The following is a 14,181-nucleotide window of genomic DNA, read 5'->3' on the forward strand; positions in this document are numbered from 1 at the left end:
GTAGCGTCGCCGCTCGCGTGGATATGACGGTCAACTGTTGTCGGCCAGCGTGGCCCGCAACTGCCCGGCGGCCGCCGTCAGTGTGGTTCCGTCCGCGCCTACGGTGTCAGCCAGACTGATGAACCGCTCCAACGCGTGGGCTGCCTGCGTCCACCTTTCGGCGCTCGCGTGGCGCTCAGCGGTGTCGAGTTGGGCGGTCAGCCGAGCCTGCTCCGCCGTGGTCAACGACCCCGCCGACACCAACTCGTCGAGCTCCGCGTGGAGCGTCTGGAAGGTCGGTGGTGCAGGCTCCGGCTCCTCGGCAGGCACGAGCCACAGGCTGCGGAACTCTGTGGAGTCCTTCTCATTGGCGATGCCGTCACCCCAGCGGTACCAGCCTGCACGTCCCGCGCCGTCGTTCTCGTTGAGCACCACACTCACCGAGATCAAACCGTCCTCGGACCGGGCAGGCGCCAGGTACTCCCACGGGAGGGCCACCTCATAGGTCGTGGTGGCGGTGGTCTCGTCTCGGGCCACGGCGAGGTCGATCCCGCTCAGGTCGGCATCGTTGTGGTCGGCCGCCAGCCAGCGGAACACCTCCGGGCCGGTGTCGGTGAGCGCGAAGCCGAGTTCGGACCACCCGGTGGTGTTCGGTTCGCCCGGCGCCCCGGCACCGACGGCCAGCTGGAGTGAGTCGCCGCTCCAGATGGCGTCATCGTGCGCCGGTTGATGGTGGACATCGTCGTCAATCTCGGCGGTGAGGTACAGCGAGTCCTCGTCCCAGGTGAACCACAGTCGGCCGCCCAGATCCTCCGCGCCCGTCCAGTCGGTCGAAGGCGGAACACCGTCGGTGCCCAGCTCGATCGCGGGCGTTGCGCCGACGGCCGCGTCCATGGCGCCGTCGACGGTGAGCGCGTGGGACTGCGCGTGTGTCAGTGCGCCGACAGGGTAGACCGGGCCGTGGGTGCTGATGCGGTATCCGTCCGCGGTCTCCACTGTGGCGCTCCACGTGGTGCCGTCGGTCAGCGCTGACAGATCCACCTCTTCGATCACCCGTTCACCAGGGGTGAGGGCACCACCTTCCAAGAATGCTCCGGACTCGCCCGTGCCCTCGATCTGCCAGGTGACGTTCGCGAGGGAGGCTTCTTGAGTCGATCGGTTCCCCACGCTCAATCGCAGCACGCTCAGTCCATCCTCGGCGATCGCATGCGATCCCTCGATGCCCAGTGGCTCTGCCACGTCCAGCGGCGCGGCGAGGATCCCGACGTCCTGCCCACCGACTCGCAACGTTGCGAGCACATCACGCTGCCCGACGACGTCCCTTGCGGGAGCTGTGACCGGAACGGACGCGGAGTCACCAGCCGGCACCGATGCGGAGTAGGTCGTGCCCTCGATCACGAGATCCACCTGGGTGGGCGCAGCACCATCGGTGTTGTCCACTACCCACTCGCCGGCGGTCGGGGAGCCGATGAAGCCTTGCTCGAAGGTGAGGGTGTGGGCGTCGGAGAGTGTGACGGCTCCGGTGTCCCCGCTGAGATAGACCGGGTCTCGGGTGACCGACAGGGTGACCTCACCGGAGGCATCGGGGGTGAGTACCTGCTCGCGGCCCATCATCGTGGTGACCGTCACCGGACCGCTTGCGGCCACTGCGATCGTTCTCGGCGTGAGAGACCACACCACCTGCGTGCGGTCTGCTCCGCTGCCTGCATCGAACGTGACCACGTTCGTGTTCGTTCCGAGTTTCTCGTGGCCGGTCTGCTCGAGTCCATTCACCTGCCGCATGTACACCGCGCTCGCAACGTAGGCGGGCTTCGGTACGTAGGAGCCTTCCGGTGCGCCGACGAACTCGACCAGTCCGAACCCGTCCTCGACGTCGGACGCGTCGTTCCCCTTCTCCATGAGGTTGTAGATGACGTGGTGGTCGATATCGGCCGCCGCCGCGAGCGCTTGCGCGCGAACGGTCACGCTGGCCTGAATCTCGGGAGTGACCGCATTGCCGGCATCACCGGTGGGCCATCCTTGTTCGGAGATGTTCAGCGGAAGCACCGGGCCGTAGGAGTCCATCAGATCGCGCAGTGCAGCAATGGATCCCATGGCGTCTTCCGGGCCGCGTGGGTAGACGTAGGGATGGATGGACACTTCATCCATGTAGTTCAGGGCGCCGAGCGCGAAGAGATCGTCGAACCAGTCGAGCGGTACGTGAACGGTGGCCGCGCCGATCACCACGGCGTCCGGGTTCTCGGCCTTGATCGCCGTGTAGGTGGCTTCGAGGAGAGCGAAGTAGGTGTCCGCACGGGAGTCTGCCGGGCCTGGGCGCCCGAATCCACCGTTCCATTCGTTCCACACCTCGAAGGTGACGCGATCGACGCCGAAGTCGCGGACCGCTTGCGCTGAGTACTCGGCGAAGGCGGCGATCCCCTCCGGGGTGGTCGGTGGCAGGGCAGACTCGTAGTTCCCGTTGCCAAACCCGAGGATCATCTGCAGATCGGTGCCCTGTTGTTCGAGCACGGGCGCATAGGACTCGACGACGCCGGGCCACTCGATCACCCCGGGCTGGACCTCGGAATCAACCCACAACACGCTGTCGCGCACCATGCCGTATCCGGCCGTGGTGATCAGCGGTGCGATCTCGGTGTCCCAGCCGGCGGAGAAGTGAGTGGCGATCCCGTACTGATCTGATCGCTGGCCGACCCACGGGTCGAGGATGCCCACGGTGGTTCGGTTCTCGACGGTCGAGCCATCACCGGTGGTCCCGGTCAGCTCGACGTCGTACCAGCCCGGCTCATCGAGGTCCAGCGTGATCGTGCCCTGCAGAGCCGCAGCTGTTCCGGAACCGGTGTCGACGACGTTGCCACCGAAGTCCCGCACGATCCACGCGATGTCCTCCGCTTCGGACACGTAGTCGAAGGCGACGATGTCGCCCGTGGTGAACACATTCCCCAGAGTGGTCGGTTCGATCGCGATGTCGGGCAGTGTCACCTCAAGGGCTGCGGCATCCAGCTCAAAGGACGCCGGATGGTCGCGATCGAGGATCTGGTAGCCGAGGACGAGGATCCGCACCTCTTCGAGCAGACCGTGGAATACGCCGTCGTCGGCGCCGCCGAAGTGCAGGTAGGAGTCTCCCGCGGTGAAGTCATCGATCACCACTTCGCGCCAGCTCCCGTCGGCGGTCAGCGACACCCGTTGCTGATGCCATTGGTTCGAGGTGTCCTTGAATCGGATCAGGACGGCGTTCAGATCGTCTGTGCGGATCTGGGCCCGGAATCGTTCGGCGTCCACGGCAAAGCCGCCGCGGCTCAGGCGGTAGGTCCCGTACGGGTCGGAAATCTGCGTCTCGACACGCAACGCGCCGGACCCGGCAGCGGCATCGGTCGTCACAGACTCGACGGAGCCGACGGCAGTGGTGGAGCCACGGCCCCACCACTGGTCCAGGCTGCCGGATTCGAACTCCCCGAGGACATGCGGCACGCCGATCGGCTCGGGAGATGCGTCGTTCACTGTGACGGATACAGCGTCGAGCCATGCCACCACACTCTGGCTCGGATCGATGGCGTCGGTACCGACCACGATCACGGATACTGCCGTGAGTGGAGCGTGCCACGCGCCGTCGTTCGCGCCACCAAAGTGCAGGTAGTCGGCTCCGGAGGTGAATGAACCGATCTCGAACTCGTGCCACGCGTTGTCTGCGGGCAGATCGAGACGCTGTTGGTGCCACTGCCCGGTGGCGTCCTGGACGCGGAACCGCAGTGCCGTCAGGTGCTCGGACCGTGCTGCCAGCGATACCGCCGTCGCGTCGAGGTTCAGGCCGCTGCGCACGCCGGTCAGCCACCCGCCGTTGCTGACATCGACGTCGTACCGCAGGCCCATGGTGCCGGAGGGCGCATCTGTCACTGCGGGGGTGATGGCCCCCTCAGCGCCCTGAGACGGGCTCGCAGTCCAGGCGTCCAGCCCTTCAAAGTCCCCGACGACGACCTCCCCGTCCGCGGTGGTCACAGTCACCGCATCGATCTGGACCACGGCGGCAGTGGTGGCGTCGAGTACCCCGGAGTTCTCGACGATCACGGCGACGGCCGTCAGTGCGCCATGCCAGACGCCGTCGTTGGCCCCACCGAAATGCAGATAACCGTCACCCGAGGTGAAATCGGTGACGGAGATCTCCTGCCACGTCGCACCGGCTCCGGTGGCGATGGACTGCTGATGCCACTGTCCGGTGGAGTCCTTGCCGCGCACGATGATGTGTTCGAGGTGCTCGGAACGCAGGCCGAACGTCAGTGCCGTGGCGTCGAGCGCGAGGTCCGCTCGGGTGGTGGTGACCCATCCACCCGCGGCGAGATCTGCGTCGATCTGCAGGGCACCAGATCCAGCGACCGCATCCGTCAGCACGGGGGCCATCGAGCCCACTGCACCGTGCGACTGCGACTGCGACCATCCCTGGAGTGCCTCGAAGTCCCCGACGACCACTGGGTTCTCATCGGCAGTTGCCGGTGGAGCAGGAGCCAGCAACGCCAGACCGAGCGCCAGCACCAGAACGAGGGCGGCCGGTAGGTGGCGATTGCTCGGTCGTGGGCGAGGGTGCGCGGCTGCGCGCGGGTGCCGGTAGGGCATGGTCTCCATGGCGAGGCTCCTCGTTGAGCGGGTCCACCGGTTCGCCGGTGGTCAGGAAGGATGATGCGGCGCGATCGCAAAGTGATCGCGAAGCGCAACTGCTTGCGCAACGGACTCAGAATGTCGGTAGAAGAGCCCTCGTGTCAAGAAGGCGTGCGCCGATTGGTGGTGCGCAAGCATTGCCATCGCGGCGATGTGATGGGCTGCTGCGTGCCGTGCACTGCGGTAACGTGAGGTTATGTCTCCCGCATCCCAGGTGACCCTGAGCGACGTGGCCTCGGTCGCCGGGGTCTCCCTTTCCACGGCGTCGCGCGCACTCCGCGGCGAGGGCCGTATCGCACAGGCGACCCGCGACCGGATTGTCGACGCGGCGCGTCGGCTGGATTTCCAGCCCAACATGCTGGCGCAGTCGTTCGCGAGCGGCCGATCTCGTACCGTCGGGATCCTCAGCCAGCGCGCTGTCGGCACCTTCTCGGCGCCGATCATCATCGGGGCGGTCCGGGAGCTCGGGCAGTCGGACAATGCCACGTTGCTCTACGATGCGGACTTCAGCCTGCAGACGCTCACGTCGAACATTCGTAAGCTGCAGTCCCGCCGGATCGACGCCTTGCTGATGGTCGGCGACACACCGGACCGAGCCTTGCCGTCGGTGACGGATGCCTTCCCGGTCCCGGTCGCGTATGCGTTTCTCGGCACGACCGATCCCGATGATGCTGTGTTTCTGCCGGACTATGTGCAGGCTGGACGACTGGCAGGCGAGCATCTGCTGGAGATCGGTCGCACGCGGATCGCGCACATCTCGGCCGCACCGACGGAGGCCACCGTGCGGTTGCGTGAGCAAGGCGTCCGGGAGTCGTTGCAGGACGCGGATCTCGACCTGGTCGCGTCGCTGACCGAGGGAGGGACCTGGTCGCGACAGTGGGGAGTGCTGGCCGCCGAGCGACTGCTGGCCAGTGGCGTGGACGTGGACGCCATCTTCTGCGGGAATGACCAGATCGCGTTCGGTGCGATCGAGACACTACGGGCGCGCGGTCTGCGGGTCCCGGACGACGTCGCGATCGTCGGCATGGACAACTGGCCCGGTGTGATGCCTCATCAGGACGTCAATGGACTCACGACGGTGGACCCGCGGCTGACCGAGCTTGGTGCCGCTGCGGCGGCCTATCTCACCGGTGGGCAGAGCGCCACGGGGGCGCAGGTGCAGCCGTGCTCCCTCATCATCGGCCAGTCGACCGTGCCTCCAGTCGCGGCGTAGGCGACTCACCATTCGCCGTAACTACCATCACGGCGTTGCCAGATCGGTAGGGGAGTGTGTTCGGGTGCCGCGGCAGCCGCGCGGACCGCGGCCTCGTCGACCTCGACACCGAGTCCTGGTGCGAGCGGACGGCGTAAAGTGCCCTCGTGCACGTCGAACGCGCTGTGATCGACGAACCGGAGCAGCGGATTCCGACCGGGCTCGTGCAACTCCAACGGACACTCCTGCACCATCACCTCTGGAACAGCGAAACCCACCTGGACGCACGCTGCGAACGCGAGCGGACCGGTGGCACAGTGCGGTGCGAGCGCGACGTCATGGATCGAGGCGAGGGTCGCGATCCGCATGGCCTCGGAGATTCCGAAGCAATGGGAGAGATCGGGCTGGAGCACGGCGATACCCGACTCGATGCGCTGGGCGACCTCCCACCGGTCATAGAGCCGTTCACCGGTAGCAATCGGCACCGTGGTGGCTGCGCAGAGTGCGCCGAGCCGGTGCTGGTACTGGGGGGCTACCGGTTCCTCGACGAAGGCGAGTTGTAGCCCCTCGAGTTCGGCTAGCAGGCCGCGCGAACCCGGCAACGAGAGACGACCGTGGAAGTCCACGGCGAGGAGCCGATCCGGGCCCACGCTCTCGTGCACCGCGGTGATCCGGTCCATCGTGTGCCGGATCCTCTCGGATGTCTCGGCGAACTCTCGCGGACCGTCCGGTGCTGTTTTGACCATGCGGTAGCCCGCCTCGGTCAGCTCGGTGGCCCGATCCCGGAGGGCAGAGATGTCCGAGCCGTGGCACGGGGCATAGAGCGGCAGTACGTCTCGTACCGGGCCTCCGAGGAGCTCGTGCACGGGGACTCCGAGCGCCTTCCCCGTCAGGTCCCACAGCGCCTGGTCGATTCCAGCGACGGCGGAGCCCAGTATCGGGCCACCGCGGTAGAAGCCTGATTTGTACATCCGCTGCCAGAGGCGCTCGATCTCGACGGGGGCGCCGATGAGGAGGTCGCGTAGCTGTGCGACGGCAGCGACGACTGTGTCCGCTCGGGCCTCGAGCACGGGTTCGCCCCAGCCGACCAGACCGTCGTCGGTGCTGACCTTGACGAAGGCGCACCGAGAGGAGACCACGAAGGTCTCCACGTCGACGATCCGCCGGCGACTCATGCTCACTGCTGTACCGCCTGACTGAGTTGTTCCGGACCGCAGTGTTCATGACCGAGGGCGTACCTCGCACGGAAGCCGAACAGCGATTCGGCGGGATCGAGATCCAGTGGAACGCTGGTGCCCGGGAATGGTCGTGCTCGGCTCACCTGCGGCCAGTGCTTGTCCAGCAGGTCCTCGGTGGGGATCGGCACGTACGTGCTCGGAGCCGCCACGTAGACCACATGCGCTCCGCAAAGGCGTGGCTGCAGTGCTTCGATCGCAGCACGTCCCGCGTCGCGCGTCTCCAGGTAGGACCATAGGTCAGGGGCTCCTGATGCCGGATCGGCCGCCATGGGGCGTGTCATCTCTTCGAGCCTGCTGTCCAGTTCGGGCACGTCACCGAGCCCGCCTACCAGTGGGTACCGCAGGGCGACGACGTCGAAGCCGTATCGCCGTTGTAGCGCTCGCGCCGTGCTCTCGTCGACCCACTTCGACATCGAGTACGGATCGGCTGCGTAGGTCACGGCATCAGCGTCCAGTGGCAGATACTCGGGCGCAGCCCCCGGTACCGGGGTGAATCTCAAGCCGAGCGCGTTGACACTGCTGGCCAGGCTGATCCGGCGCACCCCGGCGGCGCCGGCGGCGTCGAGCACTGTGAACGTGGCCGAGGTATTGCCGACGAAGACCTGCTCCGGTGTGCCCAGACTGGGTGAGGCCAGAGCGGCCAGATGGATGACGGCGTCCACCTGGTCGAGCGCATCCTCGACCGTCCGGCGGTCCGATGCGCTGCCGACGACCACCCGGTCTGCGGTCAGATCTCCAGGATCGCTCAGCACCAGGGCGGTGGTCGCCACGGCCGTGTCGCGCAGATTCCACAGCACACTGCGGCCGATCATCCCCGCAGCTCCGGTGACCAGGATGCGTTCGACGCCCGGAATGCTCATCCTTTCAACGCCCCCGCCTGGCCCGCCCCGCGAAGGAACTGCTTCTGGAATACCAGGAACAGCCCCACCGGGACGATCACCGAGATGAACATGCCGGCCATCATCAGCGAGGTCTCGGCGGTTTCCTGCAGGCGCGGCAGCGCTACAGAGAGGGGTTGTTTCGTCGGGTCCGGCAGGGCCAGCAACGGCCACAGGAAGTCCTTCCACGCGGTGATGACGGTCAGCAGGGAGAGCACTCCGAGGATCGGTTTCGACAGAGGCAGCACGATGGCCACGAACACCCTCAGATGGCCGGCGCCATCGATCCGTGCGGCCTCGAACAGCTCACGTGGCAGTGAGGTGAAGAAGCGTTGTGCCAGCAGGACGTTGAAGGCGTTCGCAGCTGAGGGCAGCCACACGGCCCAGAAGGTGTTCAGCAGGTTCACCCCGAGCACAGGCAGATCGAGGATGGTGAGGTACAGCGGTACGAGCGAGATCACTGCGGGGATGAACAACGTGGCGAGGACGGCGGCCGAGATGATGGGCCCGTATCGAGGACGCAGGATCGCTAGGGCGTACCCGCCCGTGGTGGCGACCAGAATCCCGAAGAACCACGACCCAGCGGCCACCAGCACGGTGTTTCCCAGGTAGCGGGAGATCTCCACCCGGATCCACGCGTCGGCCAGGTTGTGCCATTGCACGCCACTGGGCCACCACTGCAACGGGGCAGCCAGGATGTCTTGGGAGGTGGATATCGCGGACTTCAGCAGCCACAGGAGGGGGCCGGCCGCCGAGATCAGGAGGCCGGCGATCACCACCACGTTCAGGATCAGGATCACAGTGCGCACACGAGGATCACGGCGGTCGTTGACGGAAAGGATGGTGCGCTCGGAGGCGCGGTCCTGCTTGCTCTCCTTCCGCCGGAGTTGACGTCGCGTTGAGGTCGAGGTCATGTGGTGCTCCATCTGCGGGTGGCGCCGAGATACAGCGCAGAGAGAAGACCGAGCGCGATGGCGAGCAACAGCGAGAGTGCGGTGGCCTTGCCGTAGTCGCCTTGAACGAACGCGTAGCGATAGACCAGCATCAGGATGGTCACCGAACGATTCGCGGGCCCCCCGCCGGTCATGATGTACGGCTCGGTGAAGAGCTGGAAGACGCCGATGAGCTGGAGGAGCAGCATGATCAGCATGACCGGCCGCATCTGCGGCAGAGTCACGTGCCACAGGCGTCGGAGCGGGTGGGCTCCGTCTACCTCGGCCGCCTCGTAGAGCTCGGTGTTGATCGACATCAGCGCTGCGAGGTAGATGACCGTGGCGGTCCCGAAGTTCGCCCAGGTGAGTTGCACGACGATGGCCGGGATGACCATTGCCGCGTCATTCAGCCAGGCGAATGGCCCGGCGCCGACCCAGGCTGCAATTGTGTTGAACAGACCGCTCTCGCCGGGTGCATAGAAGAGCTTCCACAGCAATACTGCGACGACCGGCGGAATGATCACCGGCAGATACACCAGTGCTGATGCGAGGGCCCTGCTTCGGCGGAGTTCTCCGATCACCACGGCCATCAGGATCGGCACCGGGAAGCCGATCAGCACCGATAGCCCGACATACTGCACCGTGTTCCACACCGCAGTGCTGAGTAAGGGATCCGCCAGTACCCTCTGGAGGTTCTCCGCACCCACCCAGGTGGGCGGTGAGATCAGGTTGGTCCGTTGGAAGGTCATCACCAACGCTCGGAGGATGGGCCACCAGGAGAAGACCCCGAAGCAGACCAGAAGGGGCACGAGGAAGAGGAGTGTGGTGAAGCGGCCGGACCGTAGCCACTGGGCGGCTGCGAGGGCCGGGCGCTGGTGCGTCCGTGAGGTCCTGACTTTCGTGGATCTGCGGTCGGGTGCGTGCTTGTCGCGATGGCGACGCTGGGTTGCGACGATCATCTGATCTGTCCAGGTGCGTGGATCAGCCCGCGGCGATCAGGTCGTTGATCTGGGTCTGAGCCTGCTCGAGCAAGGCGGCGATGTCCGCGTCCTCCTCGGTCAGGACGGACTGTACGACCGGGTCGAGTGCGGCGTACAGGTCCTGGCCCTTCACCGGAGGTTCGGGGACCAGAGTGATCTGGGGGACGTTGTCGACGTACGGCGCGACGTTCTCCGCCGGTACGTTCACGTACGGCGCGATCCACTCACCGTAGGGCGCCATGACCTCCTCCGAGAGGATGGGCATGAGCGGGGGCGAAACGCTCAGGCCGTCCTCCGCGCGGGCAGAGGCCCACGACTCGGCCTGCTCCTGATCGGTGTACTGCGAGAAGTAGTACCAGTCCATCCACTGCACACCGGCCGCGGTCTCGCCCTCGGATGCTGTTGCGGTCACGATGCTGATCGCTCCGCCACCAAGGTTGCCGACGGCACCCGGCTGCTGCGGGAGTACGGTCACGCCGTAGTCGTCGACGTCCATCCCACGGTTGGCCACGACGTCGTTGATGATGTCGGCACCGTCCACGATCATGCCGACCTGTCCCGAAGCCAGGGCGTTGCGCGAGTCGTCCAGGCTCACGAGGAAGTTCGCGCCCATCGAATCGTCTTCCCAGCGAAGGGTGCGGTAGAACTCCAACGCCTCGGCGGTGGCCCCGTTGTCGGCGAACGTCGCACGGGCGTCGGTGCCGGTTCCCTCCTGGACCACATCGCCGAAAGCGTAGGAGAGAGTGGTCAGTACCCAGCCGCCGGTACTGGTCATGGTCATCGGGACGAACCCGGCGGCGTCGGTGTTCGCCGTGATCTGTGCAGCGGCGGACCTGACCTCGTCCCAGGTGGCCGGAGGCTGGTCGGGGTCCAGCCCGGCGTCAGCGAACACGGCCCGGTTGTACACCAAGCCCATCGAGTATGCGGAGTACGGGACGCCGTAGACGTTCCCATCCGGGCCGGTGACCTGGTCCATCACCGACTCGTTGATGGAGGAGAGGACCTCGCTCGCCGCGACATGGTCAGTCACGTCGGCGACCTGCTCGCGCTCGATCAAGGTCTGGATCTCTGTGAACGGGATCGCCAGCACGGTCGGCGCGGTGCCCCCGGCGAGGAGCGCATTGAACGTCTCCACGTCGAACTTCGTCTCTACAGCCTCGACTGTGATGTCCGGGTGAGCCTCGTTGAAGGCTTCCACCTGCTCGAGCATCGCGTCCCGGCTGGCCTCGTTCTCGGTCGGCGGAAGGCCGCCGACGGTGATCGTCACATGCTCGTCCGAGCCAGCGGGATCTGCGGAATCGCCCGCAGAGCAGGCGGTCAGCAGAAGCCCGGTGGTCAATGCCGCAGCGATCGCTGCTGCAGCCCTGGGTGTCGTCGTCATCGTCAAACCCTTCGAGAGTTGTGCGCAAGCACTTGCGCATTGGATCGAGAATCTCACGTTGTGCGTTGCTATGTCAATGCGATCAACGTCCGGGCGCGATGCGCAACTAATCCCATCAGCGATGGCACGAGCTCGGTGTGGGCGCAGCGGCCGATGCGATCGTCAGTCGTCAACCGTCCCGGTGGTGGAGGGCGTGCGGTGTTCCCGGATCTGCAGGGACGGTAGCGCCTTCGGACCGGACGGCATCGCGCACAGCGTCAACGGAGACCGACGACGGATCGGCTTTCGAGACGAGACTGGCGTAAGCGCCGGCAGCTTGCCCCATACCCATACAGCTTGCTTGGACGCGGAAAGCGGAGTTCGCTTCGCGGTCTCCGCAGATCGACCGTCCCGCCACCACGACCCGGCGGCTGCCGACCGGCAACAGCGCGCCCAGCGGGATTGTCGGCACGACTCCGAACGCCAGTGATCGGCAATCAACTCCGTCACCATCGGGACGATGGATGTCGATTGGGAAGAAGCTGTAGCTGATCGCGTCCTCCCAGAGCCGGCCGTTGATGTAGTCGGCTCCGGTGATCCGCTCCTGTCCGACGATCGTTGTGGTCTCGCGGATGCCTGTCTCCAAGGCAGCCCACTCGATCGAGACGTCTTCGAGCCCCGGCTGGGCTCTCAGAAAGGTCAGAATCCGGACGAGCGTGCGCCGACCCGCCACCTCGGCTGCGGTGCGCTCTGCGCTGGTCTGAGCCCTGATCCCGGTGACGTGAATGGCGTTCTGTCCCCGGTTGCGCAGGAAGCCGCGAAGCGGCGCGCGTGCGGTGTTGAAGTCCCGAGGGTCCAGCCGATGCTCGGCGACTGCCTCGTCATAGGCCAGGTCGAGTGCGTCGAGATCGAGATCGTCGAAGTGATAGCCGCCCAGGCGCACCATGAGAGTCCCCGGCTGCAGATCCGAGCTCTCCTGGCGAGGGAGGCCGAGCTGGCCCACGACGTTTGCATCACCCGTGGCGTCGACGACTGTGCGGGCATGCACAGTGCGCAGCCCTTCCTTGCTGCAGACCGTGACGCGCACACCGTCCTCGTCCTCCTGCACTCCGGCGAGCATCGCATGCAGAAGCAGCTCGACCCCGGCCTCGATCACCATCTCATCGAGCACGGCGGCGTAGATGACCGGCACCACCCGCACAGACAGCTCCCAGTGCGGCCGCTGCCACTGCGTGAAGTCCGGTAGTTGCGCACCAGCACGTTCGACCGCTCGGCTCACCGCGTCCCAGCCGATGCCGGTGATGATCTGCTCACCCCAGGCGTGGAACAGGCCCGGCATGTAGACCCCCGCGACGGTCGTGGTCCCACCCAGCGCCCCGTTCTTCTCGACCAGCAACGTCCGTGCGCCCATCCGCGCAGCCTGCACCGCAGCCGGATAGCCCGCCGGCCCGCCCCCGACGACCACGACGTCGTACTGGTCACCATCCCGGAGCTTTCCCATCATGTGTCCCTACTTCCTTGCCGTTGGACGGAGCAGTCCTCGCGTGGTTTGCCGGGAGAGCGCCGCGGACGCCGTCGGAGCGGCAACGGCGGTGGAACCGGCGTGATCGCTGTGTTTGCGGGGCAGGACGCTTGGTGATCGTCGTCAGGGTGCCAGCAGCGCGCCGTCGGGGCTGCGGACGCCAAGTGCCCACCTGTCGTGACTCGAATCTGTGGGCGGGAAGCGCGCCGCTAGCTCCTCGTCGAGATCGATGCCCCAGCCCGGGGTCTCGTGAGGTGCGAGGTGGCCTCGGGTGGGTGTGAGAGTGCCGGGGAACACGTCGTGCACGGCCTGCGGGTAGACGTAGCACTCGAGGATCCCGAACGCAGGGCTGGTGACGTCGAGTGCGACGTTCGCAGCCACACCAACGGGTGACACGTCGGGCGGCGAGTGCCATGCGGTCCGGATGCTGTGCAACTCGGCAAGCGCGACCAGCTTGCGCGCCTGACTCAACCCTCCGATCGCGCTGATGTGGCACCGCAGGTAGTCGACCGAGAGCGTGGTGACCAGGCGTGCGGCCTCGGTCAGGGACGTGCACAGCTCGCCTGCGGCGATCGGGATCGGGGCGGCCGTGCGTACTTCGTCCAGCCGTCCGAAGTGCTCGGGCGCGAGGACATCCTCCAGGTAGAGGAGGTGGTACGGCTCGAGGCGCCGGGCGAGCAGAATGGCCTCCTTCGGGTCGAGTCGCGAGTGCGCATCATGCAGAAGCTGTACCTGGTCGCCGAGAGTGTCCCGGGCCTGTTCGAAGAGCCGGGGGGTCGCATCGAGATACTGCCGGACATCCCAGCCGTCCGGATTGGGTGCATCTGGATAGCCGCCACCGACTCCTGGGTAGCCGTAGGATCCGAGCCCTGGCTGCGCTGACTGCAGTCGCACGTGCTGCCAGCCAGCAGTGATGATCTCGGCCGCACGTTCAAGCGTCTCCTCCACGGTGGCGCCTGAGGCGTGCGTGTAGGTCGGCACCTGGGCGCGGACTCGACCTCCGAGGAGGGCATACACCGGCACGCCGAGTGACTTGCCGAGCAGGTCCCACAGCGCCATGTCGACGCCCGAGAGCGCGTTGTTGCTGATCGGGCCCCCACGCCAATAGGGGCCGTACTGGATCGCGCGGCTGATGTCTTCGATGTCACCCGGATGGCGGCCGACGACCAGCCGGCTCACGTGTTCCTCGACGGTCGTCACTACCGAGCGCCATCGTTGGGTGAAGGTCGCACACCCGAGCCCGTATAGCCCTGGTTCGTTCGTGTCCACGCGCACGACCACGAGTGGCGTGCCTCCTGGAGCCGTGACGATAGCCCGCACCGCAGTGATTCGCAGCCCATCGCGGGCTGGCCACGGTGGCAGTGCTGTCGCGAAGGCAGGCTCGGGTGGACTAACGATCATGTCTCCCCCATGGTCGTCACGTGGACGTGAGTCCCCAGGTGCTCTCCTCGGT

The 14,181-nt window shown here is 66.4% G+C and carries 9 protein-coding genes; 1 reads left to right on the forward strand and 8 read right to left on the reverse strand.

Going from position 1 to position 14,181, the window contains the following annotated elements; translation table 11 throughout:
* Positions 1 to 30: 30 nt before the first annotated feature.
* The gene (locus tag IM660_RS05900; RefSeq protein ID WP_193498452.1) at positions 31 to 4,593 is read right to left on the reverse strand and encodes an FIMAH domain-containing protein; all 4,563 of its coding nucleotides are present in this window, start codon (positions 4,591 to 4,593) and stop codon (positions 31 to 33) included.
* Between the two features lie 229 nt (positions 4,594 to 4,822).
* Here IM660_RS05900 and IM660_RS05905 point away from each other — a divergent pair, with 229 nt between their 5' ends.
* The gene (locus IM660_RS05905; protein ID WP_193498453.1) at positions 4,823 to 5,839 is read left to right on the forward strand and encodes a LacI family DNA-binding transcriptional regulator; all 1,017 of its coding nucleotides are present in this window, start codon (positions 4,823 to 4,825) and stop codon (positions 5,837 to 5,839) included.
* 5 nt (positions 5,840 to 5,844) lie between these two features.
* Here the strand turns inward: IM660_RS05905 and dgoD are convergent, their stop codons facing one another.
* The 7 genes from dgoD to IM660_RS05940 all read right to left on the reverse strand — a co-directional run bounded on the left by dgoD (position 5,845) and on the right by IM660_RS05940 (position 14,129).
* Positions 5,845 to 6,993 (reverse strand): galactonate dehydratase, encoded by a 1,149-nt coding sequence (dgoD, locus tag IM660_RS05910; protein ID WP_193498454.1) that lies wholly within the window; start codon positions 6,991 to 6,993, stop codon positions 5,845 to 5,847.
* A 2-nt stretch (positions 6,994 to 6,995) separates the two neighbouring features.
* Entirely contained in the window at positions 6,996 to 7,916 is a 921-nt protein-coding gene (locus tag IM660_RS05915; RefSeq protein WP_193498455.1) for an NAD-dependent epimerase/dehydratase family protein, read from the reverse strand.
* Positions 7,913 to 8,848 carry a carbohydrate ABC transporter permease gene (locus tag IM660_RS05920; protein WP_193498456.1) on the reverse strand — a complete coding sequence of 312 codons (936 nt, stop codon included), beginning with the start codon at positions 8,846 to 8,848 and terminating at the stop codon, positions 7,913 to 7,915. The genes IM660_RS05915 and IM660_RS05920 overlap by 4 nt, the downstream gene beginning before the upstream one ends.
* Entirely contained in the window at positions 8,845 to 9,825 is a 981-nt protein-coding gene (locus IM660_RS05925) for a carbohydrate ABC transporter permease (protein WP_193498457.1), read from the reverse strand. Before IM660_RS05925 ends, IM660_RS05920 begins: the two co-directional genes overlap by 4 nt.
* Positions 9,826 to 9,847: 22 nt before the next feature.
* Positions 9,848 to 11,227 carry an ABC transporter substrate-binding protein gene (locus IM660_RS05930; protein WP_193498458.1) on the reverse strand — a complete coding sequence of 460 codons (1,380 nt, stop codon included), beginning with the start codon at positions 11,225 to 11,227 and terminating at the stop codon, positions 9,848 to 9,850.
* Between the two features lie 169 nt (positions 11,228 to 11,396).
* On the reverse strand, positions 11,397 to 12,710 hold the full coding sequence (locus tag IM660_RS05935) for an FAD-dependent oxidoreductase (protein WP_193498459.1): 1,314 nt from the start codon (positions 12,708 to 12,710) through the stop codon (positions 11,397 to 11,399).
* Between the two features lie 141 nt (positions 12,711 to 12,851).
* On the reverse strand, positions 12,852 to 14,129 hold the full coding sequence (locus IM660_RS05940) for an enolase C-terminal domain-like protein (RefSeq protein WP_193498460.1): 1,278 nt from the start codon (positions 14,127 to 14,129) through the stop codon (positions 12,852 to 12,854).
* Between the last annotated feature and the right edge of the window lie 52 nt (positions 14,130 to 14,181).

This window comes from Ruania alkalisoli (genome assembly GCF_014960965.1).
GTDB lineage: Bacteria > Actinomycetota > Actinomycetes > Actinomycetales > Beutenbergiaceae > Ruania > Ruania alkalisoli.